This window comes from Rhodococcus sp. LW-XY12 (assembly GCF_019317345.1).
In the GTDB taxonomy this organism is placed as follows: domain Bacteria; phylum Actinomycetota; class Actinomycetes; order Mycobacteriales; family Mycobacteriaceae; genus Rhodococcus; species Rhodococcus pyridinivorans.
The window spans coordinates 4696036-4717868 of record NZ_CP079225.1; the positions used below are offsets into that span (position 1 = coordinate 4696036).

Here is a 21833-nt window from a genome sequence, read left to right on the forward strand (position 1 = left end):
TGATGGGCACTGCAAAATTCCAGCGGTTCTTCCGGGTAGCGGCTGGACTGCACGTCGACCGGAACGATCTCAAACGCTATACAGATTTCATCGACGACAAGATCTACGACGTGATCCTCATCGGCAAGGCCTCGGCAAAGGCAAACCTGCGGGACGTGATCGAACCGTGGGACCTGCCGATCACCAAGGGGCTGCAGGAGAGCATCGACCGATTCGAGAAGCTGGACGAGGAGATCGAACTACAACCTCTGCTCGACCAACTGGCGGCCCAACCGCCCTTGGACGTAGCCCTCTCCGAGAGAACCGAGCAGAGATTGCCGCTGATTGCCGGCGGCTTGAGCGTGGCGCTGGCGCGCACTTTCGTCACTGTCCAGCCGGACCGCAAAAACCCCGGGACCGCCGAGTGGAACGTCACCCTCGACATCTTCCATCAACTCCTCTGAACCCAGCCAGCGACCGGGCACTGATGGCGGACAAACGTGCCAGACACATCGAGGACGATGGGGACTGCTGCACGATCAGGTGACAGGTTCGGTCACGCAGCCTGAGTGGCTGGTGTGGTCATGATGGTCTCGTATTCGACAGGGGTCAATCTGCCGAGCCTGGCTTGGCGTCGGCGGCGGTGGTAGGTCCGTTCGATCCAGGTGATGATCGCGATCCGGAGCTCGTTCCGGATCGCCCAGGGCTGGCGGTCGAGGACGTTCTTCTGCAGCAGTGAGAAGAACGATTCCATGGCGGCGTTGTCGTCGCAGGCGCCGACTCGGCCCATCGATCCGACCATCGCGTGCCGGCCGAGAGCGTGGACGAATTTCCTGGACCGGAATTGCGATCCGCGGTCGCTGTGGACGATGCAGCCGGCGACCTGATCTCCGGCCGCGGCCCGGCGGGCGACGGCGGAGTCGAGGGCGTCGACCGCGAGTCGGGCTTTCATTCTCGAGTCGATGAAGTAGCCGACGATCCGGTTCGAGTGCACGTCCTTGATCGCGCACAGGTAGAGCTTGCCCTCACCGGTGTGATGCTCGGTGATATCTGTGAGCCACAATCGATTCCGCTTATCGGCGGTGAAGTTGCGGGCGACGAGGTCGTCGTGGACCGGCGGCCCGGAACGGACGTGTTTGGTGCCGCGTTTCTTGCCGAACGAGCTCCACCACTTGTTGGCTGAGCAGATCCGCCACCCGGTGCGCTGCGCCATCGTCTGGCCGGCGTCGGCGGCCTCGTCGACGAGGAACCGGTACCCGAATTCGGGGTCGTCGCGGTGGGCGTCGAACAGGGCGTTGGCCCGGTAGGCCTCGTCGAGTTCGGCAGCGGTCACCGGGTCGGCGAGCCACCGGTAGTACGGCTGGCGCGCGATTTTGAGGACCCGGCACGTCACCGCGACGGGGATGCCGTCAACGGCCAACTCACGGACGAGCGGGTACATCATTTTCCCGGCAGGTTCGCCTGCGACAGATATGCCGCGGCGCGACGCAGGACCTCGTTCTCCTGTTCGAGCAGCCGGATCCGTTTCCGGGCTTCGCGCAGCTCGGCGTTCTCACTGGCGGTGGTTCCGGGCTTGACGCCGTCCTCGACGTCGGCGGCCTTCATCCAGTTCGCCAGGCAGGACTCGCTGATCCCGAAATCGGCGCCGATCTGCTTCAGTTGCTGACCGGGCTCACGGCCACGGGCAACACGGACGACGTCGTCATGGAACTCTTTGGGATACGGCTTCGGCACAGGGCACATCCTTCCAGCAGTGCCTTGCGGCACCACAGATCAGATGTCACCTATCCGTGCAGCAGTCCCAACTGCTGATGTAGACGGTTTTTTGGTCTGAGATCAGCAATGTGAGGGTGGATAGGCATCGACGCGCTGTGCCCGAGAACTGGTGTCGGCGGTCAAACCGGGGTGCCGTTGATCGTCGTAGCCAAAGCAGCGCGGACTTCGTCGACGGTGCTGATCTCGGCCAGTAGCGCGAGGGAGTCGATGCTGGCTTGATGCGCTGCGAGAGTGGCCGCAGAGCATGCATCCTCGACGATCACCACTCGGTATCCGAGATCGCCTGCGACCCTGGCTGTTCCCTCGACGGAGGCGTTTGTGGCCACACCTGCGAAGAGGAGGGTGGTGATGCCTTTGCTGCGTAGGATGGTATCGAGGTCGGTACGGGCGAAGGCTCCGATGCGCTGGTGAGTGAGCACGGTGTCCTCATCATGCGGACGAACTCGCAGGTCTGTTCGAGGTCGACCTTGCCGTCGCGGGGATCCCAATTGTTCACCACGACAATGAATTTCTTGCCGAGCGGTTCGATGACCTGCTTGATCGTGCGCGCGGTGGGATCGAGACACAGCGGCTCGGGTTCGATCGGAACGATGACCGGATCGGCGACCTCGAGCACCGCGCGCAACGCGTCGGCGGAACTACCGGTGCCGAGGACATCGGTGCCGTCGTCGGCACCGGACAGGTCGATCCAGCCCGGGGTGTCGACATAGACGTGCTTGATGCCGGGCAACTTGTCGAGATTACGTAGCACGTCGAGGTTGTCGTGGACCTGGTCGATCATAAACGGCAGTTCCTCGACACGTGAGGCCCACCAGACTGCGGAGCCCTGGGGGTCGACGGAGATCGCGGCGACCGGGGACTGAACATCGTCGTCGTCACCGCCGACGAGTTGATCTTCTTCTCCCCGGCTTGCGCAGCACCGCTACTCCGAACGACGACTGTCGCCGCCATATGCAGTACACACTCACCCTCCGGTTACACCGGGGATGGCCCTGCTGCCCGACAACCCGCCGACATGGGTGAGATAGGCGCCGGTCCGCAACCCTGACTCCGCGTCAGGGTTGCGCACATTGCCTAGGCTGCGCGACCGAACCGACGTTCGTAGTCCTCGCGTTCACGCGAGGCACGCGCCTGCGCCTTCGCACCGAGCAGATCAGGATCGAGACCGTGTTGCTGAAGTCGATGACGTTGCCAGATGCTCATCAACGCCACAGAAAAGTACGTCCAGGGCAAGAGCAGCAACATCATCATGGAGACGGGAATCCATACCGGTCCCGGGATCAGCAGGAACAACAGCAGCAGCGGGATGACCGGTACATTCCACCTGAGGAGATAGCGGCGCACGCCGCCCGGCCCCAGGATGTCGTTACGGACCCAGTCCTGCATCTGCGGAGGCAGGGGGCGGCCAACCACATAGGCCAGGCGCTGAATTACGGTAGGTCGTGTGCGAAGTGGGGTCGTCACAGTGTTCCCTTCGTTGTATCCGGTGGCTCGGATGGATCTCGGGACGGACGTCGATCCGAACTGGTTATTGCATGTGCTGCAGCATCATTGAGAAGGGTCAGTGCCCGATGCAGCTCCTGGAGCTCCGCCGGCGAAACACCGAGCTTCTCGACCACGGCGACCGGGACTTTCTGGGCTTCGTTCCGCAGGGCTCGACCTTGGGCAGTGAGATCGATGACCAGTTGACGTTCGTCTACACGACTGCGCGAACGAGTGATCAGTTGTGAGGCTTCGAGGCGCTTCAACAAAGGCGAGAGCGTGGGCGAGTCCAGAGCCAGCGCTTCGCCGATCGCCTTGACCGACATCGGAGCTTTCTCCCACAGCGCCAACATCACCAGGTATTGCGGGTGAGTGAGGCCTAGAGGCTCGAGGATAGGCCGGTAGACAGCCAGGACGGCCCGGTTGGCAACGGCAAGCGCGAAGCAGACCTGCCGGTCCAACGCCAGGAGGTCGTCGTTCCCGATCGAAGCGAGGTCACCTGTGGTCACAGGACGAGCATACCGGACTCAGTCGTGCGCGAACGAATCGTGTGCGAGCAATATTTGAGATGTGCATCACCGGCACGACCTGCGATGCAGTTCGATATCCGAACAAGTGCGCCTCGCACCTGCGCACCCACTCCGATCCCTCGAAGTGTCGCGAATACCGAACCCAGCGGCGCCACGCGCATCACCGGCCAGATACTTCATCAGTTCCCATTGGGTCGAGCGGCGACGAACCCTGCCTGGCCTGCGGGTCGGCACGATGCGGCGCCTCACGATCGACTGCCGGCATTCCGGACGGCGACGGGTCGGGAAACGGTGGGTCCCGTCCGGGGGCAGACCACCACCGCCACCGGCGGTGCATCGATCCGGTACATCGATGATGCGCACGTCACTGGACCTCGGGTACATCTCGCACGTAGGTCCGCCACTGCAGAGGAGGCCGATGCGCCTTACTTGTAAGGTTGTTCGTCGATCCACTTCTGCAGGCTGTTCCCCAGCGAAGCCAACGACTTATCGAGAGTGGTCAACACCTCACCGGGGGATGCGGGAGACCTCACTCCCTCGCGCAGGACGGCGAGCACCACGGACTGCACCGCACCCCCGACAGCAGCCGGCACCACCGCCGCCGGACGCGTACCGATACGGGACGCAACGAACGTCGAGACGACCTCGGACCACACCAACCACCGTTGAGCACCCTCGGCCTGCAATTCCGGTGAGGCGTCGAGGATCCGAATCTGGGCGGTCCAGACGCCCTCGTCGTCGAGTCGGGCCGCTACCGTATCGATCACCCCGGCCCGGATCGCCTCCATGACCGGCACCTCGTCGTCAACCGTGCCGAAGGAGCGCTGGAGATCGCGGGTACTTTCCTCGAAAGGAAACCACACGAGTGCCGCTTTGCTGGAGAAGTACCGGAAGAAGGTGGTCTTGCTGATCCCCGCGGCCGCAACGATATCCATGATCGACGTCTCCGCATAGCCTCGTTCGAGGAACAGTTCGAACGCGGCGACCTCGACCTGCGCGCGAGACGACACCCGAGGACGCCCACGTCTGCCGGTAGCCATCGCATTCCCCCCTCTTTTCGACCCGAGACTTGATTTTGGGTACTCGGTACCGCAAATATAGGCGACGCGCGATGCGACCGATAAAGACGATCTTGCAACACCACCACGATCCGTCACCCCCTGTAGGCGGACCGTGGTTCCCGGTCGGTGAACCGACCCCGCCCCGGATGCCCTGCCTGCCCCCTCCAACGGGCAGGGCATCCGGGAACTTCCACGCCGACCCGTGTAGGGCGGGTTGTGTCCTATCCGTTCGATTGAAGGGCCCGCCATGTCCCATCGATGCCGTTCGTCGGTGTTTGCTTGCGGGACAGCCGGTACGCCGATCGCTCCCACCGTCGGAGCGCTCTCCCTTATCGGAATCCTCTTTACGCTTTCCCACGAACGAGGGCAGTGTCGCTCACAGAGACCGATTCGGGAGTCCGGCTGCTCGTTCGGCGCGTGACATGATCGACTTGATTTTCGGAACCGGGTAGCATAATTATAGTTGAATACTCGATTACCGCTGCTGTCGTCCGAGCTGAACCGCCCGGACGATCACCTCCGGCACGTAGATGGCAGGTCTGATCGCGATCGGCAGACCCGTTCTCCCGACGGGACGCCTCGGCTCCACCGAACGACATACGACCAAGGAAGACCGTTCTCTGGTGATTTCCAGCCTCGTAATCCGGCCTCTGGCTCGCGCAATCGCAGTCGTACTGATCGTCGCCGATACCGCCCTCGCCACCCGAGTGCCGGCCCTGCCCGACTGGGATGAAGACGGCTCCGCCGCCCGGAGCTGACGTCGCAGGGACATCACCCGCACAACGCTGTGCCGCTTCCGGCGATCACCGACACGCCAACGCACCGAACCGGCACCGAGATGACCGAGACCACATCATGAAGCGTTGACGGCCTCATACCGTCGCGCGGCGAGCAGGACCGAGCACGGCGACATTGCCGGGTGCCGCAGCCGCCGGCAGGTCGAGGACCGTCGACGTACGCAAGCGATGCAGCAGGAACGCTGCCCCGAGCCGGCTGCGCCCGAATCCCTCGAACGGGTTGAAACCGAGTGTCGCAGTGATGGTATCGATCCTGCTCTGAAGCGTGCTGTGGTGGATGTTGAGCAGTCGCGCCGCTTCCCGAACGGACTGCGCAGCGACGACGGCATCGATCGTCGCCATCCCCCAGGCGTAGTGTGCGATGGCCTCGACACGGTCGGCGTCGCTGTGCGGAGCGTGCTCATCGGCGTCGGCAAGCAGTTCGATCAGACCCCCGTAGGAGTCGGCCACAACCTGGGGTTCCTTCGGGGTTCGGCACAGGCGCAGAGCGACCATCGCGGTCCGGAACGACCGATCCAACGAGTCCGGCGGCGTGGCTGTTCCGATACCGCACGGCGAAGCGCCGAACGGCGGGTACCGCTCCGGCACAACGATGGCGTGGACCGGACCGAACGGGGTGGCGATCACGTCCTCCGGGCCGGCGGGATGATTGCGCCACACCGCGAACAGCGGTGCCACAACGAGGCGATACAGGCCCGTTGCCGACAATCCGAGCGCACTCGCCGCGGTCAAGCGCTCGTCGGGAATGCTCTCGCGACCGGTGAGTATGCCGAGGTGGCGGCGATTGTCGATCTCCCGGGCTCCACGCCCGTTCCGGATCCGCACAGCCAGTGCCAAGCGCTCGAGGATGAGTGCGTCGTTCGGCCCAGCAGCACCGTCGCGTTCGAGCCAGACGTCGATGCCGTCCTCCGACGCCACGTGCAGATTCGAAGGATCTGTCGGCGATTGACCCTGCACTGCTTCTCCTTTCGGAGTGACTCGTAGAGTCCGCGGCGGGACGCTCTGCCGGAACCCTGCAGTACAACCGGCCAGCGCGGCAGCGGTTGCGAGCAGGGCACGGGTGTTGACGTTGCCGACGATCAACTCGTCGAAGCACGCGATGACACGCAGACCCAAACTGGCGCTGGGATCGAGGCGGGCGATCCGTCCGAGTAGCTCTTGCATATTCGTTCCTGCCCTCAGTCCGCAAGGATTTTCTCGACCCAGGTGTTGCGGGTCCGGATCATGGACCGGCCCACTCTGGTGTGCGGGGCGAAAATGTCGCACGCGTGAAAGGCGCCGGACCATACGTGCAACTCGGCATCGCCACCGGCTTGCCAGATCCTGTTGGCATAGTCGATCGCCTCGTCCCGGAAGATCTCGGCCGCACCGACGTCGATGAAGGCCGGCGGCAATCCGCGCAGATTCTGCGCGCGGGCCGGGGCTGCATACGGCGAGACAAGGTCGGTGCCCCGCTGCTCACCCAGCAGGGCGGTCCAGCCGGTTTCGTTGCTGATCCGGTCCCACACACCGATACCGTCGAACTGCTCGATCGAAGCGGTCGTGCACCGGTCGTCGAGCATCGGATAGTCGAGCACCTGCCCACACAACCGGGGACCACCGCGGTCCCGCGCAGCCAGCGCGAGACCGGCTGCCAGTCCGCCACCGGAGCTGGCACCTGCGACCAGGATCCGGTCCGCCCGCACGTCCAGATCGGTGACATGCGCAGCCAACCACTCCAGGGCGGCATACATGTCCTCACGCGGGTAGGGGTCGGGATACTCAGGGGCCAAACGATATTCGACCGTGACAAGAACCGCCCCCAGTTCGGTCACCCAGTCCAGCACCAGGTCCAGGCCGCTGAACATGTCTCCGAACATCAATCCTCCGGAGTGCGCGTACAGCACCGCAGGACGGGGCCCGCTGAAGTCCCGGGAACGAAGCACCGCAGCGTTGACGGCAGCGCCATCACCCCCGGGGAAGGTCACGTCGTTCACCGCGATCCGTCGGCGGTCGAATTCCTCGTCCATCGGAGGGGACGCATAGGACGTACGCATGAACTCGATCAGGTCCGCAGTGATGGTCGGAGGGAACATACCGCCTACCACAGCCAATCCCGCCTTGAGTTCGGCATCGAATGGTGGACGGGGCACGGCTCGGGCCATCGTCACGTCACCTCCTCGAAGACTCGGATCGAGGATACGGCGGCCGCTCGACCGAGGGACCCGCCATTCGGCGGGGAAACAGAGCGAAACTGCGCCGCTGCGTCGGTTGAGACACCCATCACACTCTTGTGAAACTTGGAGCAGCGTCACTGTCGGCCGAACGAGAGGAACAACCCCCATGTCCGATACCCAACGCGTCGTCGACTCAGCCCGCGAAGTCATCCACACCACGGTGAACAGCGGTGCCGTGCCCGGAGTAGTAGCGGGCATGACGAACGACCAGGAAACCCTGTTCATCGAGTCCGCTGGGGTACGGTCTGTCGACAACGATCAACCGATGACCGATGACACCGTCTTCAGCATCTTCTCGACCACCAAAGCCCTCACCGGCACCGTGGCGCTGCAACTCGTGGAATCCGGTGATCTCGACCTGGATTCCCCGGCCGAGGAGTACGCGCCCGCGATCGGCGAACTCCAGGTCATCGAGGGCTTCGACTCGAACGGCGAGCCGATGCTGCGAGCACCGAAGACCGACATCACGACCCGCCAACTACTGCTGCACACCGCCGGCTTCGGATACGACTTCTTCAACGAGACGTACAACCGCCTCGCCGAGAACCACGGTCAGCCCAGCATCGTCACCGCCACCAAGGACGCGCTCGAGACACCGCTGCTGTTCGATCCCGGCACCCAGTGGGAGTACGGCTCGAATATCGACTGGGCAGGCCAGGTGATCGAAGGCATCGTCGGCACCCGCCTTGGCGAGGCGCTGAAGACACGAGTCCTCGACCCCCTCGGCATGACATCGACGTCCTTCACTCCGTCCGACGACATGCGCGCGCGTCTGGCGACCATGCACCAGCGCACCGACGACGGACTCCAGGCCACCGATTTCGTCATCCTTACCCCGCCCGAGGTCGACATGGGTGGGCACGGACTGTTCTCCACCGTCGGTGACTACCTCGCCTTCATCCGGATGTGGCTCAACGACGGCGAGGCAGACGACGGCACCGTCATCCTCCGCCCCGACACCGTCGAGTGGGCGACCAGAAACGACCTCGGCGACCTGACCGTGAAGATGCTTCCGGGTGTCATCAGGTCTCTGTCGAACGACGCCGAGTTCTTCCCTGGCCAGCGCAAGGGCTGGTGCTACACGTTCATGACCAACGAAACCGAAGCACCCACGGGCCGTCCCGCAGGGTCTCTCGCCTGGGCAGGCCTGGCCAACCTCTACTACTGGATCGACCGGCACAACAAGATCGGAGGCTACTGGGCGACGCAGATCTTCCCGTTCGCCGACCCCAGCTCGCTCGGTGGTTACCTCGACATGGAGACCGCCGTCTACCGAGCCCTTTCCTGACCCCGGTTCCATCCCGGGCCGCGGCACCGGACATCGACCTCGATCCGTTGACCGCTCGCGTAACCGGCGCGCTCGCCGAACAGCCACACGACGACATCAACGAGATCGGGTGAAATCCCCACCCGACGCACGGACACCACACCGCTGCGGGTGTCGAAACACCCGCAGCGGTGTGGTGTTGCCACGCTGTTCGAGGTCTGGGTGCAACAGGTCGAGCGCGAACACCGTCGTCTCCCACGGGCTTGCCGCGAGGGCCGCACCTTCCGACAGTCACCGCTACCGCACGCAAGGCCATAGGACTCTCGGATCACGCATTCTGCGCGATCACACGTGGATGCCGAACGTGTCGATCTTGCGGTAGAGAGACGACCTTGCGATCCCCAGCAATTTCGCGGCGGCGACACGATTGCCACCGCTGTCCCGTAGCGCAGCCACTATGGCATCGCGCTCGACTCTTTCCATTGCCGTCATCGTCCGGCGAGCCGCGGAGCTGAGCGCTGGAGGCAGATCAGCTACTGCGATCGTTCCCGCGGGCTTGGCGCGAAGTACGTGATTGAGAGTGCCGACCAGTTCACGGACGTTGCCGGGCCAGTGGTACTTCTTCAGGGTTCGCATCGTGTCGTCGCTGAAAGCGGTTTCGCGGTGAGGTGCAAGGTGCATTCGGATGATGTCCGGGATGTCATCGGGGTGATGACGCAATGCGAGGACCTCGACGGTGGCGATGAAATGCTCGGCGAGAGCAGAATCCTGAAGTGCTTCCCCATCAGTGGATGTGGTCGCGACGATCCACCGAGCGGGGTATCGGTGCTGGTCGGTGGATATGAGGTCGGCAAAGAGCTCATCGGTGCCCACGTCGAGTCGGTCGATGCGACGAAGGACGATCGTGGTCGCCGCGGAGTCGAGCGCAGTGCGCAATTCCCCGTGAGCGGACTTTTCAGCAGAGCAATCCACGACGACAATCGGGGCCTGCGGATTCTTGTACAGGTGCATGCCCCGAACGAGAGTGAGTTTGCCGCTTCCTGGTTCACCTTTGAGGATCACGTTGGCATCTGTCGCGGCGAGGGACGTCAACTCCCCTCGACACCGGTTCCATTGGAGCGAAGACCCCGCCACCCCCGGAAACACGGGAACCGTGCGCCGGGGTTGCATGATCTTCGTGGGACACGATGTCGCCTCGACTTCGAAGACGATGCCGGCGATGTCGCCGCCATGTTCGACGAGAGTGCGCTTGACGGTGATGCTACCTCCGGACGGAAGGCGCAGGTCGAACTGGGCAACTCGTGACGGATCGAGCATCGACTGTGCTTCCTCGCGGAGAAAAGCCTCGTCGATCGGGTCGAGAAGGCGCGAGCCGATCTCGTTCGACATGAAAACACCGCAACTGAGTGAGTACACCGCCGTCTGCCGGCGCCGACAGGCGACGAGGAACTCGCCGAGCACGAGTTGTTGCTTGATCGATCCCGTGGCGCGAAGAGCCGACTCGATATCACGAGCCGCTCCAAGGGCGAGCTGGCGCATCAACGGGTTCGATGTGTGGGTCAAGCCTGTGATGTCGATCAGTCCTTCGACACGGCCGGTGGTGGGGTTGTGAATGGGCGCGCCGGCACAGGTGAAATACTGGATCGATTCGTGATAGTGCTGAGCGCCGTCGACGTAGACGGCCATCCCGGTCTCGAGGGCTGTGCCCACTCCATTGGTACCGACGAGCTCTTCGGCGTAGGTGAACCCGGGAGCGAAGTACACCTTGTCCAGCTTCGCGGCGAGGACGGGATCATTGTCCCGCCGGACCAGCACACGCGCATGCTCGTCACTCAACGCGACACTGAGGGACATGTCGGACAGGTCGTCATGGAGCCGATCGAGGATCGGCAGGGCGCATCGCACCAGTCGTCGGCGAAGATCGAGGTCTTCGACGTACTGCAGCTGTGGAAGGTGCGAGCCGTCCGGGATGACACCCGCCTGACGTGAGCGTCGCCATGACTGTGCGATGAGGGGCGAGACGTCCTCGGAGGGGGAACCGGCGAGGTCATGGAGATGCCGGGCGGTGGTCACGCGGCGCCGGCGGTTATCACTGTCCATCACATTTCCTTGCAGGTCGCAGTACTGCCATCCCCTTCAATGTGCCGCACATCACATTCTATGAATGTCCCAGAATAGGACATCGATCTGCCGCCTCCAACGGCAGTAGCGGGGCGTGTACGGCCACCCCGCCGGCCGGAGATCGGCACTCGCGGTCCGCACCGCGCCTACTCCTCGGACCACCGACTGCCGCGATCCGGGGTGCACACCACCATCAGGAGACTGACGTCAGGTCGTCGACGGCGACCGGATCACCGGGCTCGGCTTCACCCCCCCAGGGGGGCCGAGCCCGTTCCATCACCTGCCCCGCCCTACGCATAGAGGTCGACATCGCCGGCAACCGCGCAAGAATCTCGATGTTCTCTGCCGCCACGACCGCAGGCGGGCACACTCACTACCGTCCCGCCACGTGGACCGTTGTCGTGGCGGCACCGCTTCAGACCTCGATCGCGAGAAGATCCGCAAGGTGGCGGTCGATCTGCGGCATGTAGGTCGGGGCGACAGCGAACAGGCCCAAATGCCCGAGCACATCTTCGACCACGCGCAGTTCACTGCCCTTGATCAGTTCCTGCTCGGCAGCACAGTCGCGGACCGGGAACAACTGGTCTTCGTCGATGGGAATCACGAAGGTCTTGGCGGTGATCCGTCCGAGTGCAGCGGCCAGGTCTCCCCCGGTATGCCGAGAGACGTCGCCGCGTTGCCAGGCCCAGGATTGAGTGAGGAGTGCGTTGGGATCCATCGCCGTGAAGTAGGGCTCGAGGAATCGGGTCAGGAACGCGTCCAGGGATTCGAACTCCATTGCTCGCCATACTTCTTGCTTCCAGAACTCGGTAGAGAATCCGAGCACTCCCCAGATGTGAGCCTGCCTGGTGAGGCCGTCGACGACCTGCGTATGCGAGGTGTATTCGCCGCCGTTCCAGCCCGGATCCGACAGGATCGCTTCGCGCATGATCTCCGCGATCAAGAAATCACCGGGAGTGTTGCGTGCCGTACCGGCAATCGGTGCGGCGCGCAGAACCTTGTCGGGGAACCTCACCGCCCATTCGTAGGTCTGTTGAGCTCCCATGGAGCCTCCCGTCACCAACGCGAGGCGTTCGATACCGAAATGCTCCCGGAGCAGCCGCTCCTGGGCCACGACATTGTCCCCGATCCGAACACGAGGGAAGTTCGACATGGCGATCTCTGCGTTGACGCCGGTGGCGTTGTGGGGAGACGTCGACAGACCGTTGCCGATCTGATCCACGCAGACGATGAAATACTTGCTCGGGTCGAGAGCATGGTCAGGACCGATGTATGCGTCGCGCCAGATCTGGTGGGTCCCCGAGTACCAGGTGGGGATGAGGATTGCGTTGTCCTTGGCTTCGTTCAGCGTTCCGAACGTTGCCACTGCGAGCCGGCAGTCCGGGATCGAGCCACCCTCCTCGAGGTCGAGGGCTCCGATGCCGATCAGGTCGTAATCACCGTGGAAGTCGTGCGTGTAGTACGGGTTGTCGATCATCGAGATCGTCCTCCTGAGCTATGAGAAAGCGGTAGCAGCGCGTGCTCACCCGATGACATGTGCGTACGCCGCCGTGAGACGAGCAGTGGTCGACCGCAGGGGTCGGATATCCGAGAAGGTCAGCTCAGCTGGAATCCCTTGTAGCCGGCCGCGGCGGCCGCGAGAGTGAGTTCTCGATAGGTGCCGACCCCGCCGGTGTAGGACAGCACGCGGCGAGGTTTTCCGGGAACGTTCGCGCCGTTGTACCAGGAATTGGTCTTCGAGATCAGCGTGGCATTCGCGGTTTCGTCGTGGTGGGCGACCCATTCGCCCTCACCCTCGACGGTCGGTTCGATGACGGTGTACCCGTGCTCACGCATGTGCCGGATGCATTCGGTGATCCATTCGGTCTGTTGCTGCAGACAGGTGGTCATGTTGCACAGAGCCGCGGAGGGGGCGAGTGGGGCACCGGTGGTCAGCATGTTGGGATAGCCGTGCACCATCAGGCCCATCGTCGTGCGGATGTCACGCGACCAGTCGCTCGTGAGCGATCGGTCCTCACGTCCACGGATGTCGATTCGTGTCAGCGCGCCGGATCCCGCATCGAATCCCGTGGCCAGGATGATGACGTCGACTTCGTGCAGCGTGCCGTCGTCCAACAGGATCCCTTCCGGGACGATTCGGCTGATCGGATTGGTGCGCACCCCCACTGCTTCGACATTCGGACGGTGGTAGACCTCGAGATAATTGGTTTCCAGCGGTACCCGGTGTGTACCGAAGCCGTAGTCGGTCGGAATCAACAGTTCACACAGCTTCGGATCCTTCAGTCGCGCACGCATCTTCTCTCGCACGAACTCGGACACCTGCTCACTGACCTCTTCATCGGAGAACACCTCCGCGAAAGAAGCGAGCCAGAGCTTGAGTGAACCGTTGTCATAGATCTCTTCGAGCCTTTTCCGCCGTTGCTCGGGAGTCAGGTCGACCCATGCATGCTCGAAGTCGTACTCGAAGCCACTGAACGTATGCGGCAACGTCGCGCGAAGCTCCTCGAAGCGCTCCTTGTACGCGGCAACATCCCGGTCGTCGTAGGACGGATTCTTCATCGGCAGGGCGTACTGCGGTGTACGGATGAACACCTTCAGATGTTCGACCTTGTCGGCGATGGTCTGGATGACCTGGATCCCGGTGGCGCCGACACCGATCACTGCAACTTTCTTGCCCGCGACATCGGCGCCCTCCTTCGGCCATCGAGAGGTGTGGAAGATCGGGCCGGCGAAGCTTTCCTGACCCTCGAACACCGACGACATCGGTGCCGACAGCATGCCGGCGCAGGTGATCAGGAACTGGGTGGCAATCGTGTCCCCGCGATCGGTGCGCACGATCCATCGCTTCGAGTCCTCGACGTAATGCGCACTGGTGATCGTCGTCGAGAATTGGATGTCGCGACGCAGATCGAGACTGTCGGTCACATAATGCAACCACTGCTCGATCTCGGGTTGGCCGGGGAAACGCTGACTCCAGCTCCAGTTCTTGTACAGCTCATCGGAAAACAGGTACTGGTAGATGTAGGCCTCCGAATCGAATCGAGCACCCGGATAACGATTCCAGTACCAGGTGCCGCCGACGTCGGAGGCGGTATCGAAGGCGCGCACCCGCAGCCCCAGCTCGCGAAGCTGATGCAGCTGATACAGGCCGGCGACTCCCGCACCGATGATCAACGCGTCCAGCTCGAGTGACACCTCGGTATCAGCAAGTCCGACCGCAGAGGAAGAGTGAGGCGACATGTCCTAGCCTTTCTGTAGTTCAGGTCACGTGGATGCCATCATCGTGATGTGCGCCTCACTCAGCTGTCCCATCTTCGGACACTTCCCGGCTTCGCAGACACGGATATCACCGAGTCCGGCGCCTCTCGCACCGCCAGCACCCCAGCAGAACCGATTTACAACTCGGGGGGTGTTTTCGACGACGCGGTGGGCAGCCTTCGGCAAAGAGGCCTGCAGTATATCCGGAATATACTGTTACGCAATGATTTCTACCACCAGTCCAGTTCCGGACCCATCTTGCCGCATGCTCGACACCGTCGCGATCGCCATCTCGATTCGGGTCGCCGCCGCACCGATATGAGCACACAGTCGGCGATCCGACACATTCCGGCCTTCCAACCGCGACCGTTGGATGCCACAGAATCCGAACTCTGTTCTGGTAGCTGCAATTCGAATTGCCATCGTCTGATCCCTCATCCCCCGGTAGCCGCCACGAAGACGGGACGAACCACAGCTTCCCGACTACCCGAATGAAAGGGAAATTCACCGAATCATGGCCACGAGACCGAATAAACCTGTTCAGAGTACGCATGATCATGCAAAACGAACAGTCTGTCGCTGCTCGGAGGGCCGAGATCGCAGTCCTGCCCGAACGGTTCGGCGCATCACCGCCGGCGCAGGTGCTCGAGCGTGTCTTCGTAAGGAACACTGATGTCACACGAAATGCACCATCTCGATCTGGGACTGTGGGCGCTCTTTCTCGCCTACGGCACCTCGATCGCCGGGTCCTTCGTCGGCCTGTCCTGCGCTCGCCGAGCCGCTACCACCCCACTCGGTCCGACATGCTGGCGCTGGTTGGTGATGGCAGCCTTGTCCATCAGCGGTGTCGGGATCCGGATGACCCACTTCATCGCCATGATGGGCTTCGCGGTGAGCCTGATGCACTACTGCGGCATGGCTGGATTTCACGCGTCCTTGGACTCGACCGCCACCACGCCGGAGGGCGTGACGCTCCTCGATTCGATGCTTCAGGCATACATTCTCGGCACGACCATACTGGCGGCGCCGCTCGTCGCATTGGTGCTCGCTCGTCAGAGTGCCGACACCGAGGTCGACGAAGCGATCGCCACGTGGAGCGCGGAGATCAATGATGCTGTCCCCTACCCCGGTGACCGAGGGCAGGAGGCCACAGCTGAACTCGACACCCGTCGAGACGTTCCGCGTCGACCTGCCGACCCCCTTCGCAAGGGTGATGTGCAGGTAGTGCCACACGAACGAGTGCGGCAACCACCTCTCTGGTGAAGGACCCACCGTTCGGCGGGTCCTTCACCAGCCCCCGGCGCACGAGTGTTTGTTGAGAGCAGGGGCATTCGCCGGTCTGGATGCTGCCACTGGTGATCAGTGTGCGATGTACTTGGTGGCGAGATACTCGTCGATACCTTCGACCGATCCTTCGCGGCCGAAGCCGGACTCCTTCACCCCTCCGAAGGGCGCGGCCGCGTCGGCGATGATGCCTCGGTTGATTCCGACCATGCCGGTCTCGAGTGCGTTGGCGACTCGGGACGCTCGGTCGAGATTCTGGGTGTAGAAGTACGCAGCGAGGCCGTATTCGGTGTTGTTCGCCGCCGCGATCGCTTCGTCCTCCGTATCGAAGGTGGTGATCGCGGCTACCGGGCCGAAAATCTCCTCACGCAGCAGACGCGCGTCGGGACTCACGCCGTCGAGAACGGTGGGGGAATAGAACGTTCCCGGCCCGTCAGGACGGCCACCGCCGATGCGGATACGCGCACCCTTCGCGACGGCGTCTTCGACCAGAGCATCGACGGTGGCGCACTGCTTCGCGGTGATCAGCGGTCCGATATCGGTTCCTGCGTCGAGACCGTGTCCGGTGCGCAAGGCACCGATGCGTGCCGTGAACTTCTCGCTGAACTCTTCTGCGACGCTACGTGCGACGTGGAATCGGTTGGCTGCTGTACATGCTTGGCCGCCGTTGCGGAATTTTGCAGCCATCGCGCCGTCGACCGCTGCATCGACATCAGCGTCATCGAACACGAGGAAGGGGGCATTGCCTCCGAGTTCCATAGACATCCGCAGGAGCCGATCCGCTGATTGACGAACCAGCATCTTGCCGACACCGGTGGATCCGGTGAACGTGATCTTGCGCAGATCAGCGCTGCTGATCAGTGGTGCGGTCAGCGCTGCAGCATCGGAGGTCGGCAGAATCGACAGCACACCCTCGGGCAGACCCGCATCGGCGAAAATCTGACCGACGAGCAGCATCGTCAAAGGCGTTTCGGCCGCTGGTTTGACGATGATCGAACATCCGGCCGCCAATGCTGGACCGATCTTGCGCGTGGCCATGGCCAACGGAAAGTTCCAGGGGGTGATGGCCAGTACCGGCCCGACCGGTTCTCTGGTGACGACGATGGTGCCGGTTCCCGAGGGGGACGGCGAGACTCGCCCGCTGATTCGGTTCGCTTCCTCGGCAAACCAGTGCAGGAATGATGCGCCGTACTCGATCTCCGCATACGCCTCGTGGAGCGGTTTACCCATCTCGAGAGTGATGGTGCGCGCGAGGTCGTCTGCCCGTTGGTGGATGAGTTCGAATGCGGTGCGCAGTATTTCGGAACGTCGACGCGAGGGAGTCCGCGCCCAGTCCCCCTGCACAGCAGTGGCGTGTTCGAGAGCTCGGCGTCCATCCTCGGGCGCGGCATCGGCGACATGCGCAATCACGGCACCGGTCGCGGGGTCCTCTACGGGGAAAGTGGTGCCGGTAGACGAATCGACGAGTTCTCCACCGACCCAGAGTTGGGTGGGGACGCCCGCGGGGAGAGTGTGGGTCATAGCTCCTGCCGAGTGTGTGAAGGTTCATCGCCACGCCCGACCAGTCGGCACCCGAACCGGGAGCCGAGGCCGATGCAGGTCGCTCGGGTGTAGCCACGCGCGTTCGGTGGCCACACCCGAGCGGGCGAGCGGGGTACTAGCTGGTGGTGATGGACTTGCGTGCCTTGTCCTGGAGGGTTTCGAGTGCCCGGATGAGGTATCCACGGAAGACAGTGTGGTTTTCGCTCATCGGGAAGTGGCCGATCTCCTTCATCTCGATGAACTCGGCGTTCGGGATCTGCGCCGCGGTCCGGGCGCTGTCCTCGGGGGTGGTGAGGTAGTCGTAGTCACCGGTCAGCATCACAACCGGGCACCGGTCACCGTCGATGTCCGCGAGCTTTCCGCGCAGGTCGTGATCGACCGAGTAGAAGTGCAGGTCACCGCGGAAGGACTCGGAACCCTGGCTGTAGTAGAACCAGGTCTTCCAGCGATCCGCCTCCGGCGACTGAGGTGCCATCAGGTCCCACACGCCGCTCGCGCAGACCTGTGCCGCGTTGGCGTGGGGGTGCTGCCACCAGTCGAGGTAGAAGCCCGGCGAATAGTCCGCACCCTCGACAGGGATGACGCCGGCGAAGCGGTCAGGGTGCCGAAGCGCAAGCTGCAGGGCGATGTTCCCACCGAACGAGGATCCCATGAAGATCGGGTTCTCGAGTTCGAGCGCGTCGCACAACGCCACGATGAAATTGGCGAAGTGGTCCGCGGAAAGCTGGTACTCCTCGGTCCACCATTCGGTGTTCTCCGGCGGATCGGACTTGCCGTGCCGCGGCAGGTCGTAGGCGATGACACGGTAGTTGGCGGTGATCTCCTCGTCTTCGAGCAGACCGCGCCACTGGTGGTTGTGGCAGCCGGCGGTGTGCTGGCACACCAGCGGCTGGCCGGTGCCGTTCTCGAGGTAGAAGACCTTGTACAGCAGTCCGTCGACGTCGACGTCGACGTAGTGGCCGGTGACCGGGGAAATCTTGCTCATCAGTGTTCCTTACGGCTCAAAGGGGGTGGGAGGATCAGACCGGGACGCCGACGGTGCGCAGGAGTTCGATCTGGCGGGTGATGCACCGCAGGTTCTGCATCAACACCAGGATGTCGCCTTCGAGCTTCATGTCGCGCTGGAAGCTCGCGGCCCAGATGCCGTGGTACATCGGGGCGGGCACCGGGACGCCGAAGTTGCGCCAGGTCTCGGCGCTGGCACGCAGCGCGAACTGGTACGGCACATCCAGCGGACCGGGGTCGATCGCGATGTCCACCACGTTGCCGCGGCTCATCTGGATGACGAACGTGTGGTCGGTCATGTCGAGCAGGTACGAGCAGGTGAAGTACTTGCCGTGTGCCTGGATCTCGGGGTCGGTGTTGTTCGCCTCGGTGAACGAGGCAGCCCAGTCGGCCGTGTCGAGGGCACGCGTAGTGACGGTCATGTGGGATTCCTTCGATGAGGGAGACAGCGAGGCCGAGTGCGAGCACTCGCTCCGGTATGCCGACCCGAATCCGGAAAGTGCTGGCCTCCCGGATGCCGTGCCGGCCATGACAGCCATCACACCTCGTGTCCGCCGGGTGCGTCCAATACCTATCCGGCCCGGATCGATAGGCAATGACTACTGGTCTCCCGGGGTGGTGTTGGCTATCTTCGAAAACATGCAACCCCAGCTCGACCTGCGACTTCTGTCCTATTTTGTGGCAGTTGCGGAAGAGCTGCACTTCGGGCGCGCAGCCGCCCGTCTGCACATCGCTCAGCCCTCATTGAGCGTGCAGATCCGCAAACTCGAGCAGAACCTCGGCGCGGTGCTGCTGCTGCGCAGCAGCAGGCATGTCGAACTGACCCCTGCCGGCCAGATCCTGCTCGACGAAAGCCGCCGGTTGCTGGCGAACGCCGAACGAGCCGTCAACCTCACCCGCGAAGCCGCCCACGGCGTCAGTACCCGCAAGTTGGTCATCGGCTTTCAAGGCAACGCAGCTGCCGAGCTCACACCGCACATTCTCAGTACGTTCCAGTCGCTGCATCCGGGCATCCAGGTGCAGATGCATTCCTACGATTTCTCCGACCCGTATGTCGGGTTGGCCGACGGATCCTCCGATGTCGCCTTCGTCCGGCCCCCGCTGTTGATGCAGGACTGGCTGGGCATGGAAGCCCTGTTCGTCGAACCCCGGGTGATGGTCGTGTCCGCGAATCATCCGCTCGCCCAGTTGCCCGAGGTGAGCGTCGAACAGGTCACCAACGAGTTCTTCGTCGCACGCAAAGCCCCCGAGAACTGGCGAAACTACTGGCTGGCCACAGAATCGCGCCAAGGCGAACCGGTGCGGGTCGGCGCAGACGTCGCCACCGTCGACGAATGCTTCGAAGCGATCCTCGCCGAGCGCGGCGTGGCATTCTCACAAGCATCGACGCAACGCTTCTACAGCAGACCGAGCCTGGCATTCGTGCCGGTGACCGACATCCCGCCCACGGCGCTGTCCATCGCCTGGCGCACGGATGTCGCGTCCAAACCCGTACAGGATTTCATCGACACAGCACGCGCTGTGGCCTCGCTCCACACCGTGCCCGGAGCATGGTCCACCCGGCCTCACAACTCGATCACCGAAGGTGCCCACCGCACGACAGGCTGACTTCTCCTGGCCCCTCGAATCAGCATTCCGATCACTGGTGTCTTCTTACCGAACCCATTGCTCAGCGTGCGAGTACCGCTCGACGTCACGAACGGTCACGGTCTTTCCCGAGCCGACGTGGACCTGTTGCAGACACCCAACGACACGGCGGCCTCCCTCCGGAGACCGCCGTGTCGTTGGTTGTGCAGCACACCTGGGCGTGACTACCCGCGCTGCTCCGGAAGGCCGTGTGACACAACGCCACATGCAAACCCGGTCCGGAGCCACGCAACAGACGCAGTCCTCTGCGCACCCAGTCCGAACCGAGGCGACATCGCGAGCAGCGATGGCCCTACGACAGCCGGCCGTTCACCCGGCGGGGGATACCCCACGGGTTCGCATCGACGAGAGCGGACGGCAGGTTCGCTTCGGGCACCGACTGGTAGGCGACCGGACGCAGGAACCGCCGAATCGCGGTCGCTCCGACGGAGGTGTGTACCGAGTTGGTGGCCGGGTAGGGACCACCGTGGTGCTGAGCCCAACCCACGGCCACACCGGTGGGCCATCCATTCCAGATGACGCGCCCCGCACGGCGCGCAAGCGCACCGAGCAGTCCCGCAGCATCGGGATCGTCATCGGTTCCGTGGACGGTCGCTGTCAACGTGCCCGGCAGGACAGCCATCGCCGCGTACAACTCCTCGATCGATGCGTAGGTCACGATCAGCCCGAACGGACCGAAGCATTCTTCGAGCAGGTCCTGAGGGTTTCGACGCAGTGCCCGAGCGTCGGTCACGCCGATGACCGGGCGCACCGACAGTTCGTCCAGACCACTTTGCTCGGGCACTGCCACCGGCCGGACCTCGGGATGGTCGAGGATCTGCTGGGACACCTCGAGAAACGACTGCCTGATCCCTGCGTGCAGCAGACGGAACGAATCATCGGCGACCGCGGTTCGAACGAGCCACTCGATCGAACTCTGCTCGGGAACGAACAGCAGCCCCGGCTTGGTGCAGAACTGACCCGCACCGAGCAGCAACGATTCGAGGAACTCGCCGGCGATCTTGCCCGACCGGTCCTCGGCGGCCGCAGGTGTCACGAACACCGGATTGGTGCTGCCGAGCTCACCGTAGAACGGGATGGGATCCGGGCGACCGGCTGCCAGATCGGCCAGCGCACGGCCACCCGATGTCGAGCCGGTGAACCCGACGGCGGTGATACGCCGATCCTGGACGAGCTGACGTCCGATCTCGGCGCCCTGCACAACCCCGAAGGTGCCGTCCGGGGCGCCGCACGCCCGCAGTCCCTCGTCGATCGCCCGCGCATAAGCGGCGGTCAATCGCGGCTGAGCAGGGTGGGCTTTGGCCACGACGGGGCAGCCGGCAGCCAATGCCGAAGCAGTGTCTCCGCCGCCGAGTCCGAATGCGAACGGAAAGTTGCTCGCACCGAACACTGCGACAGGTCCGGTGGGTACGAGCATCCGGCGCAGATCGGGACGCGGAGCAGGGTGCGCATCCGGATCGGCCGTGTCGATGATCGCTTCCAGCCAGGAGCCCTCCTCGACGACCTCGGCGAACATCCGCAGCTGCGTCGTCGTCCGCGTGACTTCGCCGCGCAGGCGCGGCTCGGGCAGTGAACTGTCGGCGGCCGCCAGCGGTACCAGTTCCGACGCTGTGGCGTCGAGCGCATCGGCCACCGACCGCAGAAGGTGCGCTCGCTCGTGCAGGTCCGTACGAGCAAGAGGCGCCGCGGCGGCCTCGGCGGCGTCGAGAATCCGCTCGTAATCCTGCGCGGAGGTGTCGAGAAGAGTGTCTGTCGCAGTGGTTTCCATTGCTGTCCTGTCGAATTCGGAGCATTCCGTGCTGAGTGTGTGGATCTCAGTGTGCGGGAGAACCGATGTGATGCGACATCTCCACATGGAGATGGTGTGA

General features: G+C 63.5%; 19 protein-coding genes and 1 pseudogene. 5 read left to right on the top strand and 15 right to left on the bottom strand.

The genetic code is table 11. The annotated features are described in order from the left end of the window. Positions 1 to 2 precede the first annotated feature (2 nt). Positions 3 to 443: a DUF1931 family protein gene (locus tag KXC42_RS21520; protein WP_010595771.1), complete on the top strand. Its 441-nt coding sequence runs from the start codon at positions 3 to 5 to the stop codon at positions 441 to 443. 92 nt (positions 444 to 535) lie between these two features. Here KXC42_RS21520 and KXC42_RS21525 read toward each other — a convergent pair. The 6 genes and pseudogenes from KXC42_RS21525 to KXC42_RS21550 all read right to left on the bottom strand — a co-directional run bounded on the left by KXC42_RS21525 (position 536) and on the right by KXC42_RS21550 (position 4807). After that, positions 536 to 1713 (bottom strand): IS3 family transposase gene (locus KXC42_RS21525; protein WP_219129559.1). Its coding sequence is split into 2 segments (ribosomal slippage): positions 536 to 1426 and positions 1429 to 1713, totalling 1176 coding nucleotides; the frame shifts between segments, so codons are not numbered across the junction. A 161-nt stretch (positions 1714 to 1874) separates the two neighbouring features. After that, entirely contained in the window at positions 1875 to 2174 is a 300-nt protein-coding gene (locus tag KXC42_RS21530; protein WP_257605918.1) for a cysteine hydrolase family protein, read from the bottom strand. Then, a pseudogene (locus KXC42_RS21535) lies at positions 2162 to 2650 on the bottom strand (ParA family protein); the annotation flags it as partial. The gene KXC42_RS21530 and the pseudogene KXC42_RS21535, both read right to left, overlap by 13 nt. Positions 2651 to 2829: 179 nt before the next feature. Next, positions 2830 to 3219 carry a DUF5313 family protein gene (locus tag KXC42_RS21540; RefSeq protein WP_024102225.1) on the bottom strand — a complete coding sequence of 130 codons (390 nt, stop codon included), beginning with the start codon at positions 3217 to 3219 and terminating at the stop codon, positions 2830 to 2832. Continuing rightward, complete coding sequence (locus KXC42_RS21545) at positions 3216 to 3746, bottom strand: MarR family winged helix-turn-helix transcriptional regulator (RefSeq protein ID WP_072740544.1); 531 nt, start codon at positions 3744 to 3746, stop codon at positions 3216 to 3218. The genes KXC42_RS21540 and KXC42_RS21545 overlap by 4 nt, the downstream gene beginning before the upstream one ends. Positions 3747 to 4192: 446 nt before the next feature. Then, positions 4193 to 4807: a TetR family transcriptional regulator gene (locus tag KXC42_RS21550; protein ID WP_037215953.1), complete on the bottom strand. Its 615-nt coding sequence runs from the start codon at positions 4805 to 4807 to the stop codon at positions 4193 to 4195. A gap of 551 nt (positions 4808 to 5358) precedes the next feature. Between KXC42_RS21550 and KXC42_RS21555 the strand changes: the two genes are divergently transcribed. Next, positions 5359 to 5586 (top strand): hypothetical protein, encoded by a 228-nt coding sequence (locus KXC42_RS21555; protein ID WP_219129560.1) that lies wholly within the window; start codon positions 5359 to 5361, stop codon positions 5584 to 5586. A 114-nt stretch (positions 5587 to 5700) separates the two neighbouring features. On the opposite strand, the gene KXC42_RS21560 is transcribed toward KXC42_RS21555, so the two are convergent. Both KXC42_RS21560 and KXC42_RS21565 read right to left on the bottom strand, forming a co-directional pair. Beyond that, complete coding sequence (locus tag KXC42_RS21560) at positions 5701 to 6789, bottom strand: helix-turn-helix domain-containing protein (RefSeq protein ID WP_033097421.1); 1089 nt, start codon at positions 6787 to 6789, stop codon at positions 5701 to 5703. Positions 6790 to 6803: 14 nt separating this feature from the next. After that, complete coding sequence (locus KXC42_RS21565) at positions 6804 to 8066, bottom strand: alpha/beta hydrolase (protein WP_306835747.1); 1263 nt, start codon at positions 8064 to 8066, stop codon at positions 6804 to 6806. Here KXC42_RS21565 and KXC42_RS21570 point away from each other — a divergent pair. Then, the gene (locus tag KXC42_RS21570; RefSeq protein ID WP_219129561.1) at positions 7948 to 9129 is read left to right on the top strand and encodes a serine hydrolase; all 1182 of its coding nucleotides are present in this window, start codon (positions 7948 to 7950) and stop codon (positions 9127 to 9129) included. The two genes, KXC42_RS21565 and KXC42_RS21570, sit on opposite strands and share 119 nt — an antisense overlap. Before the next feature lie 324 nt (positions 9130 to 9453). On the opposite strand, the gene KXC42_RS21575 is transcribed toward KXC42_RS21570, so the two are convergent. The 3 genes from KXC42_RS21575 to KXC42_RS21585 form a co-directional block, all read right to left on the bottom strand. Next, entirely contained in the window at positions 9454 to 10962 is a 1509-nt protein-coding gene (locus KXC42_RS21575; protein WP_257605919.1) for a sigma-54-dependent Fis family transcriptional regulator, read from the bottom strand. 682 nt (positions 10963 to 11644) lie between these two features. Then, on the bottom strand, positions 11645 to 12706 hold the full coding sequence (locus tag KXC42_RS21580) for an alpha/beta fold hydrolase (RefSeq protein WP_219129563.1): 1062 nt from the start codon (positions 12704 to 12706) through the stop codon (positions 11645 to 11647). Between the two features lie 119 nt (positions 12707 to 12825). After that, the gene (locus KXC42_RS21585; protein ID WP_019288300.1) at positions 12826 to 14424 is read right to left on the bottom strand and encodes an NAD(P)-binding domain-containing protein; all 1599 of its coding nucleotides are present in this window, start codon (positions 14422 to 14424) and stop codon (positions 12826 to 12828) included. Positions 14425 to 15159: 735 nt separating this feature from the next. Here KXC42_RS21585 and KXC42_RS21590 point away from each other — a divergent pair. Next, positions 15160 to 15750 carry an MHYT domain-containing protein gene (locus KXC42_RS21590; protein ID WP_231912027.1) on the top strand — a complete coding sequence of 197 codons (591 nt, stop codon included), beginning with the start codon at positions 15160 to 15162 and terminating at the stop codon, positions 15748 to 15750. Positions 15751 to 15846: 96 nt separating this feature from the next. Here the strand turns inward: KXC42_RS21590 and KXC42_RS21595 are convergent, their stop codons facing one another. The 3 genes from KXC42_RS21595 to KXC42_RS21605 all read right to left on the bottom strand — a co-directional run bounded on the left by KXC42_RS21595 (position 15847) and on the right by KXC42_RS21605 (position 18740). Next, positions 15847 to 17292, bottom strand: a complete 1446-nt coding sequence (locus KXC42_RS21595; protein WP_219129564.1) for an NAD-dependent succinate-semialdehyde dehydrogenase — start codon at positions 17290 to 17292, stop codon at positions 15847 to 15849. 136 nt (positions 17293 to 17428) lie between these two features. After that, positions 17429 to 18298: an alpha/beta fold hydrolase gene (locus tag KXC42_RS21600; RefSeq protein ID WP_019288297.1), complete on the bottom strand. Its 870-nt coding sequence runs from the start codon at positions 18296 to 18298 to the stop codon at positions 17429 to 17431. Positions 18299 to 18332: 34 nt separating this feature from the next. Then, a complete protein-coding gene (locus KXC42_RS21605) occupies positions 18333 to 18740 on the bottom strand; it encodes a hypothetical protein (protein WP_006553284.1) in 408 nt (135 codons plus the stop codon). On the opposite strand from KXC42_RS21605, the gene KXC42_RS21610 reads away from it, so the two are divergent. Continuing rightward, positions 18739 to 19926 carry a LysR family transcriptional regulator gene (locus tag KXC42_RS21610; RefSeq protein WP_269466036.1) on the top strand — a complete coding sequence of 396 codons (1188 nt, stop codon included), beginning with the start codon at positions 18739 to 18741 and terminating at the stop codon, positions 19924 to 19926. The two genes, KXC42_RS21605 and KXC42_RS21610, sit on opposite strands and share 2 nt — an antisense overlap. 331 nt (positions 19927 to 20257) lie before the next feature. Here the strand turns inward: KXC42_RS21610 and KXC42_RS21615 are convergent, their stop codons facing one another. Continuing rightward, positions 20258 to 21733, bottom strand: coding sequence for an aldehyde dehydrogenase (NADP(+)) (locus tag KXC42_RS21615; RefSeq protein WP_019288295.1), 1476 nt, complete (start codon positions 21731 to 21733; stop codon positions 20258 to 20260). Between the last annotated feature and the right edge of the window lie 100 nt (positions 21734 to 21833).